The sequence below is a fragment of the Lentzea sp. NPDC059081 genome, assembly GCF_042738015.1.
GTDB lineage: Bacteria > Actinomycetota > Actinomycetes > Mycobacteriales > Pseudonocardiaceae > Lentzea.
Window position 1 is genome coordinate 15,125 of sequence record NZ_JBHYGW010000051.1, and the last position, 17,541, is coordinate 32,665.

Sequence of the window (17,541 nt, forward strand, 5' to 3'; positions counted from 1 at the left end):
GCCAGATGTCGCGCGAGCTGATCACGACGCTGCTCGACTTGGCGGCGTTGCTGCTGGTGGCGTTCGGAGTGGCGGCCGCGGTGTTCCCGCTCATCGGGTGGGCGGCGGCCGCGCTCGGCGGCCTGGTGCTCGGCGCCGGGTCGCGGGCGATCGTGTGGATCGGTGAGCCGAGCTCGGCGCCGGCGTGGTGGAAGCGGCTGCGCGGGGGTGGCCGGTGAGCCTGTTCACCAGTCGTGGCATGCCGATGCCCGATGCGCCGCAGTTGCTCGGCGACCGCACGCACGCACGCGCGACCGGCACCGTGGTCACCGACGACACCGCGCGGCGGCACAGCGCCGTGTGGGCGTGCCGGCGGCTGCGGGCCGACCTGCTCTCGACGATGCCCGTGGACGCCTACCGGATGGTCGGCGGCATTCAGGTCGAGGTGCCCAAGCCGCCCGTGCTGCTCGCTCCCGGCGGCGCCAAGGTCGAGATGCACGAGTGGCTGTGGATGAGCCAGGACGACCTGGACGGCAACGGCAACGTGGTCGGCATCATCACCGCCGTCGACGGCCTGGGGCTGCCCGCGCGCATCGAGCTGCAGGACCTGTCCACGGTGTCGGTGCGCGGCAAGGGTTCCGACATCACCGGCTGGAAGATCGAGGGCAAGGACTACGAGCCGCACCAGATCTGGCACGAACGGCAGTACCCGCGGTCGGGCAACCCGCTCGGGATGTCGCCGACGATGTACGCGGCGTGGTCGATCAACCAGTACCTGTCCGCGCAGCGGTTCAGCCTCGACTGGTTCGGCGGTGGCGCGATCCCCGCAGCGGCGCTGAAGAACACCGCGAAGACGATCAACCCGACGCAGGCCGGCGAGATCAAGAAGATGTACAAGGCCACGGTGGCGGCGGGCGATGTGTTCGTGCACGGCTCGGACTGGGAGCTCAAGGCGCTCTCGTCCACCAGCGCCGACGCGGCGTGGCTGGACATGCAGAACGCGAGCATCGCCGACATCGCCCGCTACTACGGCTGCCCGGTCGACCTGATCGAGGCCGCTGTCCAGAGTGGATCGCTCACCTACGCCTCGATCAGCCAGCGCAACCTGCAGCTGATCATCATGAATCTGGGGCCGGTCGTGGTGCGCCGCGAAGCCGGCCTCACGCGCATGGTCGCGACTCCGCGGTTCGTGAAGCTCAACAGCGACGCGATCCTGCGGATGGACCCCGAGACCCGCGCGAAGGTCCTGGGCCAGAAGGTCAAGGACCGCCTGATCACCCCGTCCGAGGCGCGCGCGATCGACAACCTGCCGCCCTACACCGACGAGCAGTACGCCGAGTTCGACCGGGTGTTCGGCCGCCCCGGCACCAAGCCCACCGCAGGAACAGGAGCGACGTCATGAAGGATGCAGCCCCGTGGCTCGCCGGCCTGTCCCGGCGGGAGATGCATGCCGCGGCCGCGCACGAGCGCCAGGCGCAGCGCGCCGCCGGCGGCGCCGTGGCGTACCGCGCGCCGGCGGACCGGCCGAGGCAGCGGCGCAACGCCGAGGAGTCGATGGCCCCGGCACGAGTCACCTCGCGCATCCGTGACCTGTCGCTGCGCGCCAGCGACGACGCCGCCGGGCTGCTGGTGTTCGACGGCTACGCCTCGGTGACCGACGCGGCCTACGAGATGTGGGACATGTTCGGCCCGTACACCGAGAAGGTGACGCCCGGCGCGTTCGGCACCACGCTCGCACGAGAGGACCTGGACACGCCGTTGGTGCTGCAGCACCAGGACTTGCGGCGCATCGCCCGCACGACCAACGGGTCGCTGGAGCTGGCCGAGGACGACCACGGCCTGCGGGTCCTGGCGCCCAAGCTCGACCCGAACGACCGCGACGTCGACTACATCGTGCCGAAGCTGCGCAGCGGGCTGATCGACGAGATGTCGTTCAAGTTCGGGATCACGCGTGGCTCGTGGTCTCCGGACTGGATGGAGTACCACATCGAAGAGGTCGACATTCACCGCGGCGACGTGGCAATCGTCGGCTACGGCGCCAGCCCGCACACCGCCGGTTCCGGCCTGCGTTCCGGAGTGGACGTCGACGCCGTGCTGCGCGGCCTGGACGACGACACCGCCAAGGCCGCGCTCGCGGCCCTCACAGCCCGCCTGAGCGCCCCGGCGTCCCAGGCGAAGCGCGCCCTCATCACCGACGAGGACGTGCGCCTGCGCGTCATCTGACGCGCTTTCCCCCTGCTGCTTCGCGCACGACGACCACCCGCGCCGCGCCACGTGCCTGGCCTGGGTGTCGCTGCCTGCTGTCCGCAGGGCCATCACCAACACCGAAACCCCCGCCCAGCGCGGGAGAGAGGACGAGGGTCACCATGACGCTCGATCAGCTCATCGCGCAGCTCCGGGGCCAGATGGCCACCAAGCTGGAGCAGCGCAACGGCATCGCGACTCAGCTCACCGAGCTGCGCGCGGCCGACACCATCGACGAGGCGAAGGTCGAGGAGCTCCGCGCTCAGAAGACCGGCCTCGACGCCGAGCTCGACCAGATGCAGCTCCGCGTCAAGGAGCTCGAGGAGGAGAAGGCCCGCGACGACGCCGCGGACCGGCTCGCCCGCGAGGTCAACCCCGGCGCCGAGAAGCCGAAGCGTGCCCACGACCAGGTCGCGCGCGTCGGCGCCGAGGAGCGCACGTACCGCCCGGACACCGACCCCAAGGGCGTCGACTTCGCGCGGGACGTCGTCTCCTCGTTCCTCGGCGACTTCGAGGCCAAGGAGCGCCTCGCGCGGCACAGCCAGGAAGAGGTCGTCGAGCGCCGCGTCGCCGTCACCGGCGCCCAGCAGCGCGCGGTCGGCACGGGTGCGTTCGCGGGCTTGGTCGTGCCGCAGTACCTGGTCGACATGTTCGCGCCGATGGCGACGGCGGGCCGGCCGTTCGCCGACGCGTGCCGTCACCACGACCTGCCGCCCACCGGCATGACCGTGAACCTCGGCCGCGGCACGACCGGCACGTCCGTCGACGACCAGGCGTCGGAGAACGCCGCCGTCGCCGAGCAGGACTACGACGACACGCTGCTGACGATCAACGTCCGCACCGCGGCCGGTCAGCAGACCGTGTCCCGGCAGGGTGCCGAGCGTGGCATCCACGTCGACGACACGATCATCGAGGACCTCTACAAGCGGTACCACGCCAACGTCGACAACAAGACCATCAACCTGGCGTCCACCGGTCTGACCAACGTCGCCACGGCGGTCACCTACACCGACGCGTCGCCGACGGTGGAGGAGCTGTACCCGAAGATCATCGAGGGCCTGGCCGGTGTCGAGGGCGCGCTGCTCGACATGGCCTCCGGCGAGAACATCGCCGTCATGCACTCGCGTCGCTGGTACCACCTGCAGAACGCGATGAGCACGAAGTGGCCGATCATCTCCCAGCCCGGCATCGTCGAGAAGACGATCGGCGCCAACTACGCCGAGCGCTACGGCTCGGGTGTGCGCGGTGTCCTGCCCAACGGCACGCCGGTGATCGTCGACAACAACATCGCCACCAACCTCGGCGCGGGCACCAACGAGGACGAGATCTACCTCGGCGACAAGAACGAGTTCCACCTCTGGGAGGACCCGAACGCGCCGCTGCTGATCCGCGCCGAGCAGGCCAAGGCCGCGAGCCTCGGCATCCTGCTGGTGGTCTACGGCTACTACGCGTTCACGCACCAGCGCTACGCGCACGCCCGCAAGATCTCGGGCACCGGCCTGGTGACGCCGACCTACACCGGCGTCTGATCCGTCCCGGCCGAAGGGGAGCCGCTTGGCGGAGCGGCTCCCCTTTCCCTTCTCCCGCAACGAAAGCGAGTTCGACATGGAAGAGCCGAAGGTCACCAAGGACGACGTCAACGACGGCATGATCGCCGCGCTGCAGCACGAGCGCGTCGGCTACGTGCAGCGCGAGGCCGGCGCGACGGACGACGCGGTCAAGGCCGCGATGCGCCGCCGCATCGCCCAGGTCGACGAGCAGCTGCGGCTGCGCGGCGCCAAGCCGGCCAAGGACGCGGCCTCCGACGAGACGCCCGTCGACCCGGAGAACCCGCCCGTCGACCCGCCGGCCGACCCGCCCAAGGGTGCGACGTCCGCGGCCAAGAACCGGCAGCAGACGCGGGCCTGAGCATGACCACGGCCTACATCTCCCGTGAGGCGCTGAAGATCTCGCTCAAGATCGGCGACGACGTGGACGACGACGGCCTGGACCGCGCGATCCTCGCCGCGTCGAAGGCGATCGACGACAAGACCGGGCGCACGTTCGGCCGCGCCGACACGGTCACGCAGCGCACCTACCGCACGGCGGGACGTCTGCTGTGGACATCGGACGGGTGGCACGAGCTGCTCGTCGACGACATCGCCACCGAGGACGGGCTGGTCGTCGAGGTCGGCTCGACCGGCAGCTGGACGGCGGTGTCCGGGTGGATCACCGGCCCGGACAACGCCGTTGCCGACGGCAAGCCGATCACCTCGTTGCTGCACCCGACCATGTGGCCCTGCTACCAGTGGCAGCGCGTCCGGGTCACGTCGGTGCACGGCTGGCCGTCGATCCCCGAGAGCGTCGAGCAGGCGTGCCTGATCCAGGCCGGCCGCCTGTTCCGGCGCAAGGACAGCCCCGAGGGCGTCGTCGCCACGAGCGAGTGGGGACCGCTGCGCGTGGCGCGCCTGGACCCCGACGTCAAGGACCTGCTGGACCCGGTCACGCTGCCGGGCTTCGGCTGACCCGAGGAAGTGATGATGATCGACACCACCGGCCGCTGGCCCGCCGTCGCCGACGCGGCCGCGAGCCTCGACTACGACCACCTGCCGCCGCACCTGCAGGCGGTCAGCAAGCCGTTCCACGACCTCGGCGCGCAGTTGCTCGAGCAGCTTCCTGACCACCGGCAACTGGTGTTCGCGCTCGACAAGCTCGTCGAGGCCAAGGACTGCGCCGTCCGCGTCGCCGTGCGCACCCGCCAGTAGGGAGCGGCCGCGATGCTGGAGCAACCCACGTCCGAGCCGCTGCTGGTCCTCGTGCTGGCCGACACGATCGTGCGCGGCCAGTTGCTGATCGAGTCCCGCTGGCGGGGCTTGGTGACGGCCGTGCGGCGCGCCGAGGGCGTCTATCTGGCGGGCAGCAGCACCGTGCTGGTGATCACGCCGAGAACGCAGCAGGGCCTGCGTGGCCTCACCGTGACCGACGTGTACATCGACAGTTACCGCGCGTACAACGCGATCCGCGAGGCGCTCGCGCCGTGCCTGCTCGCCGCAGAGGGCGGCGGCCGCTGGTTCGACGAGACCGGCCAGCTACCCGAGCAGCCGTAGCACTTCCCCGTCCGCCACCAGAAAGGAGGCGGATCCGTGGACGTCGCAGCGGTGTTCCAAGGACTCGCCGACCGCGCCGACACCATCGAGGGCCTGCGCACGCACGCGTACATGCCCGACCTGATCAGCCCGCCGACGTTCTACTGCGTCGAGCTGGAGATCAGCTACGACCTGTCGTTCGGCCGCGGCCGCGACGACTTCAACCCGGTGATCTGCCGTCTGCTCGTGTCCCGCGCGAACGACCGCAGCGGGCAGAAAGCCTTGCAGGAGTACATGAAGGGCTCGGGCCCGAAGTCGGTCAAGGCCGCGATCGAGGCCGACAAGACCCTCGGCGGCGCGTGCGAGTCACTGCAGGTGATGTCCGTGCGCGGCATGGGCCAGTACGAGCACGGCACCGACACCTACTACGGCGCCGACTGGCTCGTGCGCGTCATCGGAAGGGGGGACTGATCGTGGGCAGTTTCGTCATCACCAACGCCCGCGTGTTCACCGGCGGCCTGGACGCGACCGGCGTCTCGAACACCGTCAAGTTCGACGCCGAGGTCGAGGCGAAGGACCGCACGAACATGGGCTCCGGCGGGTGGACGGAGGTCCGCGGCGGCCTGGCCAAGACCGAGATCGAGGCAGGCGGGCAGTGGGAGGCCGGCGGCCGCGGGTTCGTCGACGACGAGCTGTTCGCCTCGCTCGGCGGCGTCGGTGCCCTGTCGGTGTGCCCGGACGGTGCCGCGGTCGGCTCGCTGGCATGGCTGACCAAGGCCATGCAGGGCAAGTACTCGCTCGGCGACCAGGTCGGCGAGATCGCGCCCTGGTCGATGAGCGGCAAGGGGTCCTGGCCGCTGGCGCGCGGCCTGGTCGCGCACCCGCCCGGCACCGCGCGCACCGCGACCGGCACCGGCACCGGCCAGCAGCTCGGCGCCGTCGGGGCGGCCCAGTACCTCTACGCGGGCCTGCACGTGCTGTCGATCGCGGGCACGTCGACGCCGACGATCACCGTGGAGATCGAGTCGGACGACAGCAACTCGTTCGCCTCGCCCACCAGCCGGATCACGTTCGACGCCGCCACCGCGGTGGGCGGTCAGCTCAAGCGGATCGGCGGCGCGATCACCGACAACTGGTTCCGTCCCAAGTGGACGATCACGGGCACCACCCCGTCGTTCTTGTTCGTCGTCAGCTTCGGCGTGAAGTGAGGTAATTCCCAATGGCAACGATGATCTTGACTGCGTCGTACCTGAGCCTGGCCGGCACCAACATGTCGGACCACACCAACAAGATCGAGCTCGTGGCCGAGGTCGAGGAGAAGGACGTCACGACGTTCGCCTCCCTGGGCTGGGTCGAGGTCAAGGGTGGTCTCAAGAAGGGGTCGCTGTCCGCCGGGTTCCTGCAGGACGTCGCGGCGGCCGCGATCGACTCGATCATGTGGCCGCTGCTGGGCACGGTCGTGGCGTTCGAGGTGCGCCTGGACAACGCGGTCGTCGGCACCTCGAACCCGAAGTACACCGGCAGCGTCCTGATCAAGAAGTGGACGCCGATCTCCGGCAACGTCGGCGACGTCGCCACGGTCGACGTCGAGTACCCGACGTCCGGCGCGATCACCCGCGCCACCGCCTGAGCCCACGGCCCGCCGTACTGCGAGAGGTGCGGCGGGCCGTGCCCCTACTCGAAACCGCTTGAAGCGTTTCGCTTTCCAGTAGCAGGGGGTGACGACGTGGTGGTGGAGCTGTCCGTCGACGAGCGCCGGTTGCGGGACCTGGCTCGGGCCCTGAAGTCCGAGGAGGACGGCAAGGAGCTCCGCAAGGACCTGGTGAAGACGTCGCGGGCCGTGCTCAACCCGACGCGCAACGCCGCGCGCGCGGCGATCAAGTCGATGCCCAGCCGCGGGCACGCCGGCCCGAAGCTGCGCACCGCGGTGGCGCAGAAGGTCATGGTGCAGATCAAGACCAACGGCCGGTACCCCGGCGCCGTGCTGCGCGCCAAGAAGACGCCGAAGCTGCGGAAGTTCCGCAACGCGCCCAAGCGGCTCAACGCCCGCTCGGGCTGGAACCACCCGTCGATCAACAACCCGGACGTGACCGTGCACCAGGACGGCAAGCCGGGCTGGTTCGACGACACGACCCGCAAGGACCGCAAGAAGTACCGCCGCGAACTGCGCGGCGTGATCCAGCGCGCCGAGGCGCGCCTACGCAGGAAGGTGTGACACCGCCATGTTCGTCACCTATTCGCCCGACGACGGCGACGTTCAGCAGTGGGAGTTCGCGGCGTCGGAGGTCACCGCGTCGCAGGCCGAGGAGGTCGAGCGGGCCTACGGCGAGCCGTGGGACCAGTTCCTCGTCGCCGTGTTCTCCGGTGGCATCCGCGCCCGCCGGGTCCTGCTGTGGCACCTGATGCGGGCCGAACACCCGACGCTGCTCTACGCCGACACTCCCGACTTCAAGGTCGGCGAGCTGGAGTGCGAGTTCGACAAGACCGAGCTGCAGCAGCTGCGGGACAAGGCCGCGCAGGACAAGAGCCTGCCCGCCGCGGTGCTCGCGCACATCGACGCCGAGCTCGCCACGGCCCCGGAGGGCACCGCGGGAAAAGCCCAACTGAACAGAAGCGAAAGGCGTACTGCCTCTCGATCGCGCGGGAGTTCGGGATCGGGCTCGAAGCCCAAGCGTTGATGCCGCTGCCGGTGTTCCTGGCCGCGTGTGACGCGATCGACGAACTGCGCCGTCAAGCCGAGAAGAACCGCTAGCCACTGGTCGTGAACGGGGGTGACCCCGTTGGGCGACACGAGCCTGCTGTTCAACCTGCTCTCGCGAGACGGTGTCAGCAAGGTCCTTGCCAAGATCCGCGCCTCGGCGCTGGCCACCGCGGCGGTGCTGCGGCAGGTCAGCGTCGAGACCGGGCAGATGTCCGCGCGCGGTGTCGCCGCGCTGGGCGCGCTGGCCAAGCAGTTCGGCATGGTCGGTGCCGCCGCGGTGGCCGGCGCGCTGGTGGCCGGTGGAGCGCTGGCGGCGGTGCCGCTGGCGTTCATCGGCATAGGCGCGTTGGCGCTCAAGGAGAACGAGCAAGTCAAGGCCGCCTTCACGAACTTGGGCAGCGACATCAAGTCCAAGCTCGCGGAGGCGGCGGCTCCGCTCGTCCCGATCTTCGTCCGGGTGGCAGGCGAGATCGGGAAGTCGTTCAACCAGATCCTGCCGCAGCTGTCCCAGATCTTCGGCGCGCTCGGGCCGCTGGTCATGGCGTTGACCGAGGGCCTGACCGGGCTCGCGGTCAACCTCATGCCCGGCCTGGTCGCCGCGACGCAGGCGGCGTTCCCGGTGTTCGACGGGCTGCGCAACCTGCTGGCCGACGTCGGCGGCGGGCTGAGCTCGTTCTTTGCCGGGGCGGCCGCCGGTGCGCACGGTGCCGGCGCGGCGTTCTCCGCGCTGGGCGTGCTCATCGCCGGCATCCTCGGCCCGCTCGGTCTGCTGATCGGCACGCTCGGCCAGGTCGGCGGCCCGATCGCCGAGGTGCTGCTGCCGTTGATCGCGCAGCTGGTCAGCGCCCTGGTCGGCGCCCTGGTGCCGGTGCTGACCGCACTCTCCCCCGTGCTGCTGCAGGTGGCGGCCGCGCTCGGTCCGGTGGTCACGGCGCTCGGCGGGCTGCTGTCCGCGGCCGGCGGCGGCCTGGCCACGCTGCTCGGCTCGGTGGGTCAGACGCTGGCGCAGCTGATGCCGTACGTCGCGCAGCTGCTGACCGTGCTGCAGCCGCTGGTGCCCGCGCTCGCGCAGCTGCTGGCGCCGCTGCTGGGCCTGGCGCCGGTGGTGGCTCAGGTCGTGGTGGCGCTGGCGTCCGGACTGGTGCCGGTGCTGACCGCGCTCGCGCCGATCGTGCTGCAGATCCTGCAGGTGGTCGCGCGGTTCGCGGGTGAGGCGCTGGTCAAGCTCGCCGGGGTGATCGTCCCGCTGGTGCCGGTGATCGGCCGTTTCGCCGAGACCCTGGGCGGGGCGCTTCTGCAGGTGCTGACCGCCTTGTCTCCGGCACTGCTGCAGCTGCTCGACGCGGCCCTGCCGCTCGTGCCGTTGTTCGTCACGCTGCAGGAGCCGTTGATCGCGCTCGTCACCGCGCTGGCGCCGCTGCTGGTGCTGGCGGCCGAGCTCGCGGCGAAGTTCGTCGGGCTGATCGCGCCGGCGCTCACCACGGTCACGACCAAGATCGCCGCGCTCGCGACGGCGTTCAGCGGCTCGGCCTCATCGGCGATCCTGCAGTTCGCGGCCAAGGTCCCCGGTGCGTTCGCCGCGATCGGCTCGGCGATCGGCGGCGCGGTCGACTGGATCCAGCGTGCGGTCGCGTGGCTGGGCAACCTGCCGTCGATGATCGGCGGCTGGTTCTCCTCGGCCGGCGACGCCGCCCAGAGTGCGTGGTCGGGCTTCGTGTCGTGGATCTCCGGGCTTCCTGGGCGCGTCGGCTCGTGGCTGGCGTCCCTGCCTGCCGTGCTGGGGTTGGCGTTCTACAACGCCTTTCAGGCGGCCGTAAGCGCGGTCCTGGAAGGCGTGCAGTGGGTGATCGCCGGGATCATCGTTCTGCCGTACTGGATCGGCCAGGGCCTGATGTTCCTCGGTCAGACGCTGGTCGACCTCTTCGTCGCGGCGTTCACCTGGACGCTCAACGCGGTGATCAACGGCGCCGTCGCAATCGTCACCTGGCTGATCAACCTGCCGGGCATGATCGCGAACGCGGTCGTGACGCTGGCCGGCCTGCTCGTGCAGTGGGCCGCCAACGCCTGGACCCTGGCGCGCGACACGACGATCGGCCTCGCGCAGTCGCTGTGGGCGTGGCTGGTCGGGCTGCCCGGCCGGATCCTCGCCGGGCTGCAGTCGCTGGGCGGGATGCTGATCGGCTGGGCCTCGGCGGCCTGGAACGCCGCGGTGTCGGCGACGGTCAGCGCCGCAGCCGGCATCTGGTCGTTCGTGAGCTCCATCCCCGGCCGCATCCTGAGCGCGCTCGGCGACCTGAACAACCTCCTCGGGCGGGCAGGCAGGGCGGTCGTCGACGGTCTGCTGCGCGGGATCAAGTCCGCGATCGGCTCGGTCTACGACTTCGTGTCCGGCATCGGCGACAAGATCGCCTCGCTCAAGGGCCCGCTGCCGGTCGACCTGGTGCTGCTGACCCCGGCCGGTAAGGCGATCATGCAGGGCCTGCTCGGCGGGCTGAAGTCGCAGGAGTCCGCGCTGTGGGGCTACGTCGGGGGCATCACCGCCAAGCTCGCCGACGTCGGCAGCTCCCCGATCGGCCTGGCCGTCGAGCAGATGGTGTCCACTATGGCCGCTCCGCCCAGCGGTGCGGTCACCAACGCCACGCTGCAGGGCGCGTCCTCGGCCCGCTCCGGAGCCGGGCAGCCCCTGGTGCTGCGCATCGACTCCGGCGGCGCCCGCCTGGACGACCTGCTCGTCGAGCTGCTGCAGCGGGTCGTCTCGGCACGGGGCGGCGACGTGCAGCTCGTCCTCGGCGGAAGGCGGTGACCCGTGGCCTTCCCAGACACCCAGCTCGACCTGGCCACGGAGCTGTTCATCCGCGACCGGTGGGTCGAGGTCACCGACGACGTGCGCGTCGGCAACGAGGTGCGGATCCAGCACGGCAGCGCGTCGCAGGACCGCACCGTCCCGCCGGCGCGCTGCACACTCACGCTCGACAACAGCAGCGACAAGTACAACCGCCGCAACCCGTTGTCCCCCAACTACGGCGTGCTGGGCCGCAACACCCCGCTGCGGGTCTCGCGCGCCGACCTGGCGGCCGACACGTGCGCCGGCCGGACGGTCAGCAACGGGTGGGGCACGAGCTCGCACGGCGAGGCCTGGTCGCAGTTCTTCAACGGCACCGGATCCGCCGCTGACTTCGCGGTCAGCGGCGGCGCGGGCAAGCACACCATCGGCACCGCGAACGGCTTCCGGGTCTCCTACCTGGCCGGCGTCGTGCACCGCGACGTCGACGTCGCGGTGACCCTCACGCTGTCCGACGGCGACATCACCGGCGCCGACATCGAGCCGTGCAACATCGTCGTGCGCGGCACCTCGACGACCGACTACGTGATGGTGCGTCTGGTGATCACCACGGCGGAGGCCGTGACGATCAAGATCATGCACGCCACCGGCACGTCGTACTCCTCGACGGTGACCGTGCCGGGACTGACCCACAGCGCCGCGCAGAAGCTGCGCGTGCGGGTCCAGGCCGAAGGCACGGCCGTGCGGGCGAAGGTGTGGCCGGTGAGCTCCACGGTCGCGAAGTCGACCGGTGAGCCGCTGGGCTGGCACGTGGAGGGCAACGTCACCGGTGTGCCCGTCAAGGGCTGGGTCGGTGTCCGCTCGGGTGTCGCGAGCGGCAACACCGACGTGCCGGTGGTGTTCAGCTACAGCGACTTCACCGTGCGGTCCAACAGGTTCGCCGGGGAGATCTCGTCGTGGCCGCCGGAGTGGGACCTGGCCGAGGTCGACCGCCGGATGCCCGTCGACGCCGCCGGCATCATGCGACGCCTCGGCCAGGGAGCGAGCCCGCTGCGCTCGACGCTGCGGCGCTCGATCCCCTCGCTGCCCAACCTGGTGGCGTACTGGCCGATGGAGGACGAACGCGGCGCGACGTCGCTGGCGTCCGCGCTGCCCGACGCCCCGCCGATGAGCATCAGCGGAGACCAGTCCCTCGCGTCCTACAGCGGCTTCGATGCCTCACAGCCGTTGCCGACGCTGCGGGCGGCGCTCTGGCGCGGCCCGGTCCAGCCCTACACCGCCACCAACCAGGTGCAGGTGCGATGGGTGATGCACACCCCCGAGACGTCGCTGCCCGACAACACGGTGATCTGCCGTATCTGGACCAGCGGCACCATCGCCTACTGGGACCTGGCCACCACCGGCACCGGCGGCCTGCGGTTGCTCGCCTACACCAGTGCCGGCCTGGTCCTCAACAACGGGATGGGCTTCAACATCCCCAACCGCAACCTGCGGGTCTCGGTGCAGCTCAGCCAGAACGGGGCGAACGTCGACTACCAGGTGTCGACGCTGGAAGTGGGGGCCTCGTTCGCGTCGTACATCTCCGGCACCCTGGCCGGTCAGACCACCAGCGCGGTGCGGCAGATCGACTTCTCGCTCGGCAGCAACCTCAACGGCACCGCGCTCGGGCACTGCACGGTCGAGACCGCGGTCACCGACCTGTTCGCGCTCAACAGCCAGCTCTCCGCCTTCAACGGTGAGACGGCCACCGACCGGATCGTGCGGCTGTGCGCGGAGGAAGGCGTGCCGGTCGCGATCAACGGCGAGAAGGACGACGACGCCCGGATGGGCCCGCAGCTGTCCGCCACTCTGCTGGACCTGCTCAGCGAATGCGCCGACGTCGACCTCGGCATCCTCGGCGAGTCGCGCGGCACCCTCGCGCTGAAGTACCGCACCCGGCTGTCCATGTGCAACCAGTCCGCCACCGCGGCGATCGACTACGCGGCCATGCAGCTCGCCCCGCCGTTCAAGCCCACCGACGACGACCGATACACCTTGAACGACATCACCGCGCGGCGGGCCGGTGGCACCTCCTACCGGACCGTGCAGAACACAGGACCGATGTCGGTGCTCGACCCGCCCAACGGCGCCGGCCGCTACGACAGCGCGATCGACGTCAACTGCGCCTACGACTGGCAGCTGCCCAACATCGCCGGGTGGCTGCTCGCGCTGGGCACCGTCGACGAGTACCGCATCCCCACCATCGCCATCGACCTCGCCGGGCCGCACGTCTCGACCAACACCACGCTGGTCGCCGGCGCCCTGAGCCTCGACCTGGGCGACCGGATCACCGTCGACAACCTGTCCAGCGTCGGGATCTACGACCAGATCTCCCAGCTCGTGCCCGGCTACACCGAGACCCTCGGCCCGTTCGACCACAAGATCGAGGCCAACGCGGTGCCCTCGAGCCCCTACCGGGTGCTGGTCGCCGACGACCCGGTGTACGGGCTGATCGACTCCGGATCGTCCACGCTCACCAGCGGCATCAGCGCGGCGGCCATGTCGTTCCAGGTGTCCACAGCGGACGCCGGGGACCTGTGGACGACCGACCCCGCGGACTTCCCATTGGAGATCAAGATCGGCGGGGAGCGGATCCGGATCTCCTCGATCAGCGGCAGCTCGTCACCGCAGACGTTCACCGTCGCCACCTCGGGTCGCGGGCTCAACCTCGCGGGCAACACCAAAGCCCACGCCGCCGGCGCCGAGGTGCACGTCGCCGACCCGGTCAACTTCGCCTGAAGGAGGTCCGTTGCCGTTCGCATCCGGCAGCCGTGTCACCGCGGCCGCGCTCAACCGCATCACCCGCGTCGACCTGGAAGCAACCGTCTCCAGCGACTTGACGGTCCTCACCAGCACGGCCGACGTGCCTGGCGCATCGATCACCCTCACCACAACCCAGGCCAACACCAAGGTCAAGGTCACCGCCTCGCTGGACGCCGAGATCACCGGCGCGACCGACTTCCTGTTCGGCAGGCTCGTCGTCGACGGCGTCGACGCATCCGGTGACGTCAACTTCAAGGTGTCCGGCTCCAACCGCATACCGGTCGCCAAAACGTGGACGATCACCCTCGGCTCGGTCGGCTCGCACACGATCAAGCTGCGCGCGTACAAGACCGGCACCTCCAACCTGGTGACGATCTTCAGCACGCACAGCAAGCTCTCCATCTCCGGCAACGGAATCTCATAGTCCACATCGGACTCCACCGTGAGGGGGTTCCTTGTGGACCAGTCACAGATCCCGCCCGGCTCGGTCGTCATCACCCCGGCCGAGCTGTACGCGGAAGTCAAGGCAACACACCTGTCCGTGACCGAGATGCGCGGCGACGTGCGGGAACTGACCAAGATCATTCCCGACCACGAGGAGCGGCTGCGCGCACTCGAACAGCGCGAGGACAGCGCCGAACTGGCGACCGACGTGCAGGACCACGAGACGCGGCTGCGCAGCGTCGAACGCGCCCGCTGGCTGATCGCCGGGTTCGCCGCCGGCGGCGGCGGAGTCATCGGCTCCGTCGTCACGAAACTGTTGGGAGGGTGAAGCATCATGCCGCGCTTGATGTACGACAGCGTCAACCCGTTCGCGATCCCCGACCACGCGCAGATGGTGCTCGTGTACGTGGACGGGATCTACAAGTGGTCGCAGGCAGGACGCGACCGGTTCAAGCACGCCCAGCAGGTCACCTGCTCGGCGATCGGCGCCGTCACCGCCCAGGTCGGTGACGTCGAAGCGGGCTGCATCTGGCCCGTCGAGAACGCCGTGCCGTGGGTGCAACGCGCTCGACGCGACGGCTACGACCCCACGATCTACATCAACCAGATGAACGACTGGGGTCCGTGCCGCAGGGCGTTCCAACGTGCCGGCGTGCCCGAGCCGCACTGGCTCGTCGCGAACTACGACGGCGTGCCCGAGATCCCGGACGGGTCCATCGGGAAGCAGTACGCCCACCCCTCGACGCCACTGGGCAACCCGCTCGACAAGCCGTGGCATACGACGGGGCACTGGGACGAAAGCTGGGTCGCGGACTACTGGCCCGGCGTCGACGAGCACCCGCCCGGCGGCGGTGCCACAACGGAGGAGCTGAACGTGGGAACGCATCTGCTGCGCGGCAGGGACACCGGCCGCATCTACGTCGTCACGATCACCTCGGTCACGCGGTCGAAGTGGTGGGTTCCGAACGTGGAAGTCGCCGACGTGGTCGCCGGGCTGATGGGCACGACCGCGCGCGACGTCGACGACTGGCGCCTGGACTACATCGCCGACGAGCCCGGCGCCCAGGTGCCCGACGTCGACGAGGCCGCGATCACGGGCCCCCTCATCGCCGCGGTGCTGGGCGCGCTCAAGGACGTGCCGGCCGACGGGCTCACCTTCGAGGAGACCGTCGGCGCCGTGCGCGAGGCCTTGCGCAGGGGCACAGGCGCCTGATGAGCGACGCACCCGACTGGAAGCCCTCGCCCAAGGTGATGGGCGGCGGCGTGGCCGGCGCGGTCACGACGATCGTGCTGTGGCTCGTCGACGACCTCACGCCGCTGACGCCACCGGCCGCGGTCGCCGGCGCGATCGGCGTGCTCGTCACCGTCGGCGTCGCCTACCTCCTGCCCGGTGCCGCGGCCGCGTCACCCGTCGACGAGCGGCCGCTCACCGACGACGAACGGCAGCAGGTGTCCGAGGTCGTCGACTGGTTCGCGGCACGGCCGCGCAAGAAGGAAGGGAACTGACCTGTGTCCACAGTGGAGGTGCGGCACTACCTGTACGGCCCCGGTCAGACCGGTGTGCCGCGCCGCCGCTGCACGGTCACCCTCGCCGGTGCCGGCCTGTGGCTGACCGCCAAGACCGGCGAGATCATCGACGCGGTGATCGCGGAGTCCGACGAGACCGGACTCGTGTCGTTCACGGTCACGCCGCAGTCGGAGATCGCTGGGCCCGACTCCTACTACGTCCTGCGGGTGGCCGGCACCACCGTGGCGCGCGCGTTCGTGGCGCCGGTGTCCGTCGCGCCTGTGAAGCTCGTCGACTGCCTCGTCGACCCGGTCACGCTCGACCCGACCGACCCGGACCTGCCGTCGCTGTACCTCGCCCGCGCCGAACGGGGCGCGGTCAACGGCCTCGCTCCGCTGGGCGCCGACGGCAAGGTTCCCGCGGCCAACCTGCCCGAGGCCTCCGGCGGCTCCACCCCCGACGCCACGACGTTGACCAAGGGCGTGGTGCGGCTGGCCGGCGAGCTGTCCGGCACCGCGGCCGCGCCGACCGTGCCGGGCCTGGCCGCGGTCAGCCCCGCGCGCAGGTGGGGTTGCGTGGCCATGACGATGACCCCGCACGACCTGTCCGACGCAGAGCCGAAGACGATCGCGCTGACCGCGTCGCGGCTCTACGCGTTCTGGCTGCCCGTCCCCACGGGCACGCTGCTCGGCGGCGTCAAGTTCCCCCTGCAGGCGCTCGCGATCGGGCCCGGTGCGGTCGAGTTCTCCGTCTACCAGGCCGACCTCACGCGGCTCGGCACGAGCGGGGACGTCGCGGCCGCGCTCACGACCGGGTCCGCCCAGGTGTGGCGGAACGTGGCGCTCACCGCGGCCGCCGCGGTGACCGGGTCCGGCGTCTGGGTCACCGCGCACTCGACGTGCGCGGCCGGCCCGAACATGTTGTTCGCCGACACCAACGTCGAGGGCTGGGTCGCCAACCCTGCCGACCGCCGCACCACTGTGCGCGTCGACGGCGTCGCGGCACCCGGCGCCACGCTCGACCTCACCGGCGCGGTGGACTACCTCGACTTCTGCATCGGCGTCACGCCCGGCTGACCCAACGACAACGGCCCCCGCACACCGTGTTGGTGTGCGGGGGCCGTTGTTCGGCGTTTCAGGGCTGCGGCTTCACCCAGGCGATCAGCTTGTCGTAGTAGGCGATCGCGAAGCCGCCGACCGCCGTTGCGACGATCAGGTCGGGGTGTTCGGCCAGCCACGCGGCCGACGCGGTGAGCCGGTCCCATGCCGGGACGAACACGGCCTGTGCGAACCAGTCCGCGGCGAGCGCCAGGATGGCGATGACGTTGGCGTCCATCGAGGTGGGGTGCTCCTACTTCACGCTGAACAAGTCGCCGGTCACGTTGACCACGGCGTACTGGCCGGCCGACTTGCCGTCCTTCAACGGCTTGCCGTTCGCGGTGATCTTCGCCGAGATCTCCGGCGTGCCCGCTCCGGCCTGGGCGAGCAGGACCGCCGCGAACGCCTTGCCCTTCTCCATCTCGATCGTCTTCGACCACGGCAGCTTGACGTCCTGCAGCTGCTCGGTGCTGGCCACGCCGTCGGAGTTGTAGGTGATGCTCGTCGCCGTGCCGGCACCGGTGACCTCGTACACGACGGTGATCTTGTCCGAGGCCGCAGGCTGCTCGGCGGCGGGCGGCTGCGCGGCCGGCGGCTGGACCGCGGGCTGCTGCGCCGCCGGCGTGTTCGCCACGTTGCCGGTCGTCCCTCCACCGCCGAGGGCCGCGCCGATCACGAGCAGGACGACGAAAGCGGCGATGATGCCGATCACGAGCGGCGCCTTGCTCTTCTTCTTGGGCGGCTGCGGCGCGCCGCCGTAGGGCTGCTGCTGGTACGGCTGGGCGTACGGCTGCGGGCTGGGCGGCTGGGACATCGTCGGATTCCTCCTGGACTGGGCGGGTCGGTCGGGTAGTCGGGCAACAGGAACGAGGCGTTACGCGAGTCGGCAAGTTGTCCACAAACTGTCCACTCGCGCGGCG

The 17,541-nt window shown here is 70.4% G+C and carries 22 protein-coding genes; 20 read left to right on the forward strand and 2 right to left on the reverse strand.

Annotated features, from left to right (window positions below):
- Nucleotides 1-5 precede the first annotated feature (5 nt).
- The 20 genes from ACFWV3_RS44610 to ACFWV3_RS44705 all read left to right on the forward strand — a co-directional run bounded on the left by ACFWV3_RS44610 (nt 6) and on the right by ACFWV3_RS44705 (nt 16,600).
- A complete protein-coding gene (locus tag ACFWV3_RS44610) occupies nt 6-218 on the forward strand; it encodes a hypothetical protein (protein WP_382420248.1) in 213 nt (70 codons plus the stop codon).
- Complete coding sequence (locus ACFWV3_RS44615) at nt 215-1,381, forward strand: phage portal protein (protein WP_382420250.1); 1,167 nt, start codon at nt 215-217, stop codon at nt 1,379-1,381. The genes ACFWV3_RS44610 and ACFWV3_RS44615 overlap by 4 nt, the downstream gene beginning before the upstream one ends.
- Nucleotides 1,378-2,202 (forward strand): HK97 family phage prohead protease, encoded by an 825-nt coding sequence (locus ACFWV3_RS44620; protein WP_382420252.1) that lies wholly within the window; start codon nt 1,378-1,380, stop codon nt 2,200-2,202. The genes ACFWV3_RS44615 and ACFWV3_RS44620 overlap by 4 nt, the downstream gene beginning before the upstream one ends.
- Nucleotides 2,203-2,345: 143 nt before the next feature.
- Complete coding sequence (locus ACFWV3_RS44625; protein WP_382420254.1) at nt 2,346-3,752, forward strand: phage major capsid protein; 1,407 nt, start codon at nt 2,346-2,348, stop codon at nt 3,750-3,752.
- A gap of 76 nt (nt 3,753-3,828) precedes the next feature.
- Nucleotides 3,829-4,131, forward strand: coding sequence for a hypothetical protein (locus ACFWV3_RS44630; protein ID WP_382420256.1), 303 nt, complete (start codon nt 3,829-3,831; stop codon nt 4,129-4,131).
- 2 nt (nt 4,132-4,133) lie between these two features.
- A complete protein-coding gene (locus ACFWV3_RS44635) occupies nt 4,134-4,727 on the forward strand; it encodes a phage gp6-like head-tail connector protein (protein WP_382420258.1) in 594 nt (197 codons plus the stop codon).
- 12 nt (nt 4,728-4,739) lie between these two features.
- Nucleotides 4,740-4,967, forward strand: a complete 228-nt coding sequence (locus ACFWV3_RS44640; protein ID WP_382420260.1) for a hypothetical protein — start codon at nt 4,740-4,742, stop codon at nt 4,965-4,967.
- A gap of 12 nt (nt 4,968-4,979) precedes the next feature.
- Nucleotides 4,980-5,309 carry a hypothetical protein gene (locus ACFWV3_RS44645; protein ID WP_382420262.1) on the forward strand — a complete coding sequence of 110 codons (330 nt, stop codon included), beginning with the start codon at nt 4,980-4,982 and terminating at the stop codon, nt 5,307-5,309.
- Between the two features lie 36 nt (nt 5,310-5,345).
- Nucleotides 5,346-5,759 (forward strand): hypothetical protein, encoded by a 414-nt coding sequence (locus ACFWV3_RS44650; RefSeq protein WP_382420264.1) that lies wholly within the window; start codon nt 5,346-5,348, stop codon nt 5,757-5,759.
- Nucleotides 5,760-5,761: 2 nt separating this feature from the next.
- Nucleotides 5,762-6,496 carry a hypothetical protein gene (locus ACFWV3_RS44655; protein ID WP_382420266.1) on the forward strand — a complete coding sequence of 245 codons (735 nt, stop codon included), beginning with the start codon at nt 5,762-5,764 and terminating at the stop codon, nt 6,494-6,496.
- A gap of 20 nt (nt 6,497-6,516) precedes the next feature.
- On the forward strand, nt 6,517-6,918 hold the full coding sequence (locus ACFWV3_RS44660) for a hypothetical protein (RefSeq protein ID WP_382420268.1): 402 nt from the start codon (nt 6,517-6,519) through the stop codon (nt 6,916-6,918).
- A gap of 96 nt (nt 6,919-7,014) precedes the next feature.
- A complete protein-coding gene (locus ACFWV3_RS44665; protein WP_382420270.1) occupies nt 7,015-7,503 on the forward strand; it encodes a hypothetical protein in 489 nt (162 codons plus the stop codon).
- Nucleotides 7,504-7,510: 7 nt separating this feature from the next.
- Nucleotides 7,511-7,966: a hypothetical protein gene (locus ACFWV3_RS44670; RefSeq protein ID WP_382420272.1), complete on the forward strand. Its 456-nt coding sequence runs from the start codon at nt 7,511-7,513 to the stop codon at nt 7,964-7,966.
- Between the two features lie 102 nt (nt 7,967-8,068).
- A complete protein-coding gene (locus tag ACFWV3_RS44675; RefSeq protein WP_382420274.1) occupies nt 8,069-10,792 on the forward strand; it encodes a hypothetical protein in 2,724 nt (907 codons plus the stop codon).
- Nucleotides 10,793-10,795: 3 nt separating this feature from the next.
- Nucleotides 10,796-13,549, forward strand: coding sequence for a hypothetical protein (locus tag ACFWV3_RS44680; RefSeq protein ID WP_382420276.1), 2,754 nt, complete (start codon nt 10,796-10,798; stop codon nt 13,547-13,549).
- Between the two features lie 10 nt (nt 13,550-13,559).
- The gene (locus ACFWV3_RS44685) at nt 13,560-13,997 is read left to right on the forward strand and encodes a hypothetical protein (protein ID WP_382420278.1); all 438 of its coding nucleotides are present in this window, start codon (nt 13,560-13,562) and stop codon (nt 13,995-13,997) included.
- A gap of 33 nt (nt 13,998-14,030) precedes the next feature.
- Entirely contained in the window at nt 14,031-14,345 is a 315-nt protein-coding gene (locus ACFWV3_RS44690) for a hypothetical protein (protein WP_382420280.1), read from the forward strand.
- A gap of 6 nt (nt 14,346-14,351) precedes the next feature.
- On the forward strand, nt 14,352-15,230 hold the full coding sequence (locus tag ACFWV3_RS44695) for a hypothetical protein (RefSeq protein WP_382420282.1): 879 nt from the start codon (nt 14,352-14,354) through the stop codon (nt 15,228-15,230).
- Nucleotides 15,230-15,523, forward strand: a complete 294-nt coding sequence (locus ACFWV3_RS44700; protein ID WP_382420284.1) for a hypothetical protein — start codon at nt 15,230-15,232, stop codon at nt 15,521-15,523. Before ACFWV3_RS44695 ends, ACFWV3_RS44700 begins: the two co-directional genes overlap by 1 nt.
- Before the next feature lie 3 nt (nt 15,524-15,526).
- Nucleotides 15,527-16,600 carry a hypothetical protein gene (locus tag ACFWV3_RS44705; RefSeq protein ID WP_382420286.1) on the forward strand — a complete coding sequence of 358 codons (1,074 nt, stop codon included), beginning with the start codon at nt 15,527-15,529 and terminating at the stop codon, nt 16,598-16,600.
- Between the two features lie 58 nt (nt 16,601-16,658).
- Here ACFWV3_RS44705 and ACFWV3_RS44710 read toward each other — a convergent pair whose 3' ends face one another.
- Together ACFWV3_RS44710 and ACFWV3_RS44715 are read right to left on the reverse strand one after the other, a co-directional pair.
- Nucleotides 16,659-16,859 carry a hypothetical protein gene (locus tag ACFWV3_RS44710; RefSeq protein ID WP_382420288.1) on the reverse strand — a complete coding sequence of 67 codons (201 nt, stop codon included), beginning with the start codon at nt 16,857-16,859 and terminating at the stop codon, nt 16,659-16,661.
- Nucleotides 16,860-16,874: 15 nt separating this feature from the next.
- A complete protein-coding gene (locus tag ACFWV3_RS44715; RefSeq protein WP_382420290.1) occupies nt 16,875-17,435 on the reverse strand; it encodes an MmpS family transport accessory protein in 561 nt (186 codons plus the stop codon).
- Between the last annotated feature and the right edge of the window lie 106 nt (nt 17,436-17,541).

What these genes read in the sequence shown, in the direction of transcription:
- ACFWV3_RS44645 (WP_382420262.1), top strand. Translation starts at nt 4,980, where the DNA reads ATGCTGGAGCAACCCACGTCCGAGCCGCTGCTGGTCCTCGTGCTGGCC.
- ACFWV3_RS44640 (WP_382420260.1), top strand. Translation starts at nt 4,740, where the DNA reads ATGATGATCGACACCACCGGCCGCTGGCCCGCCGTCGCCGACGCGGCC.
- ACFWV3_RS44625 (WP_382420254.1), top strand. Translation starts at nt 2,346, where the DNA reads ATGACGCTCGATCAGCTCATCGCGCAGCTCCGGGGCCAGATGGCCACC.
- ACFWV3_RS44715 (WP_382420290.1), bottom strand. Translation starts at nt 17,435, where the DNA reads ATGTCCCAGCCGCCCAGCCCGCAGCCGTACGCCCAGCCGTACCAGCAG.
- ACFWV3_RS44620 (WP_382420252.1), top strand. Translation starts at nt 1,378, where the DNA reads ATGAAGGATGCAGCCCCGTGGCTCGCCGGCCTGTCCCGGCGGGAGATG.
- ACFWV3_RS44660 (WP_382420268.1), top strand. Translation starts at nt 6,517, where the DNA reads ATGATCTTGACTGCGTCGTACCTGAGCCTGGCCGGCACCAACATGTCG.
- ACFWV3_RS44635 (WP_382420258.1), top strand. Translation starts at nt 4,134, where the DNA reads ATGACCACGGCCTACATCTCCCGTGAGGCGCTGAAGATCTCGCTCAAG.
- ACFWV3_RS44610 (WP_382420248.1), top strand. Translation starts at nt 6, where the DNA reads ATGTCGCGCGAGCTGATCACGACGCTGCTCGACTTGGCGGCGTTGCTG.
- ACFWV3_RS44630 (WP_382420256.1), top strand. Translation starts at nt 3,829, where the DNA reads ATGGAAGAGCCGAAGGTCACCAAGGACGACGTCAACGACGGCATGATC.
- ACFWV3_RS44700 (WP_382420284.1), top strand. Translation starts at nt 15,230, where the DNA reads ATGAGCGACGCACCCGACTGGAAGCCCTCGCCCAAGGTGATGGGCGGC.
- ACFWV3_RS44695 (WP_382420282.1), top strand. Translation starts at nt 14,352, where the DNA reads ATGCCGCGCTTGATGTACGACAGCGTCAACCCGTTCGCGATCCCCGAC.
- ACFWV3_RS44710 (WP_382420288.1), bottom strand. Translation starts at nt 16,859, where the DNA reads ATGGACGCCAACGTCATCGCCATCCTGGCGCTCGCCGCGGACTGGTTC.
- ACFWV3_RS44670 (WP_382420272.1), top strand. Translation starts at nt 7,511, where the DNA reads ATGTTCGTCACCTATTCGCCCGACGACGGCGACGTTCAGCAGTGGGAG.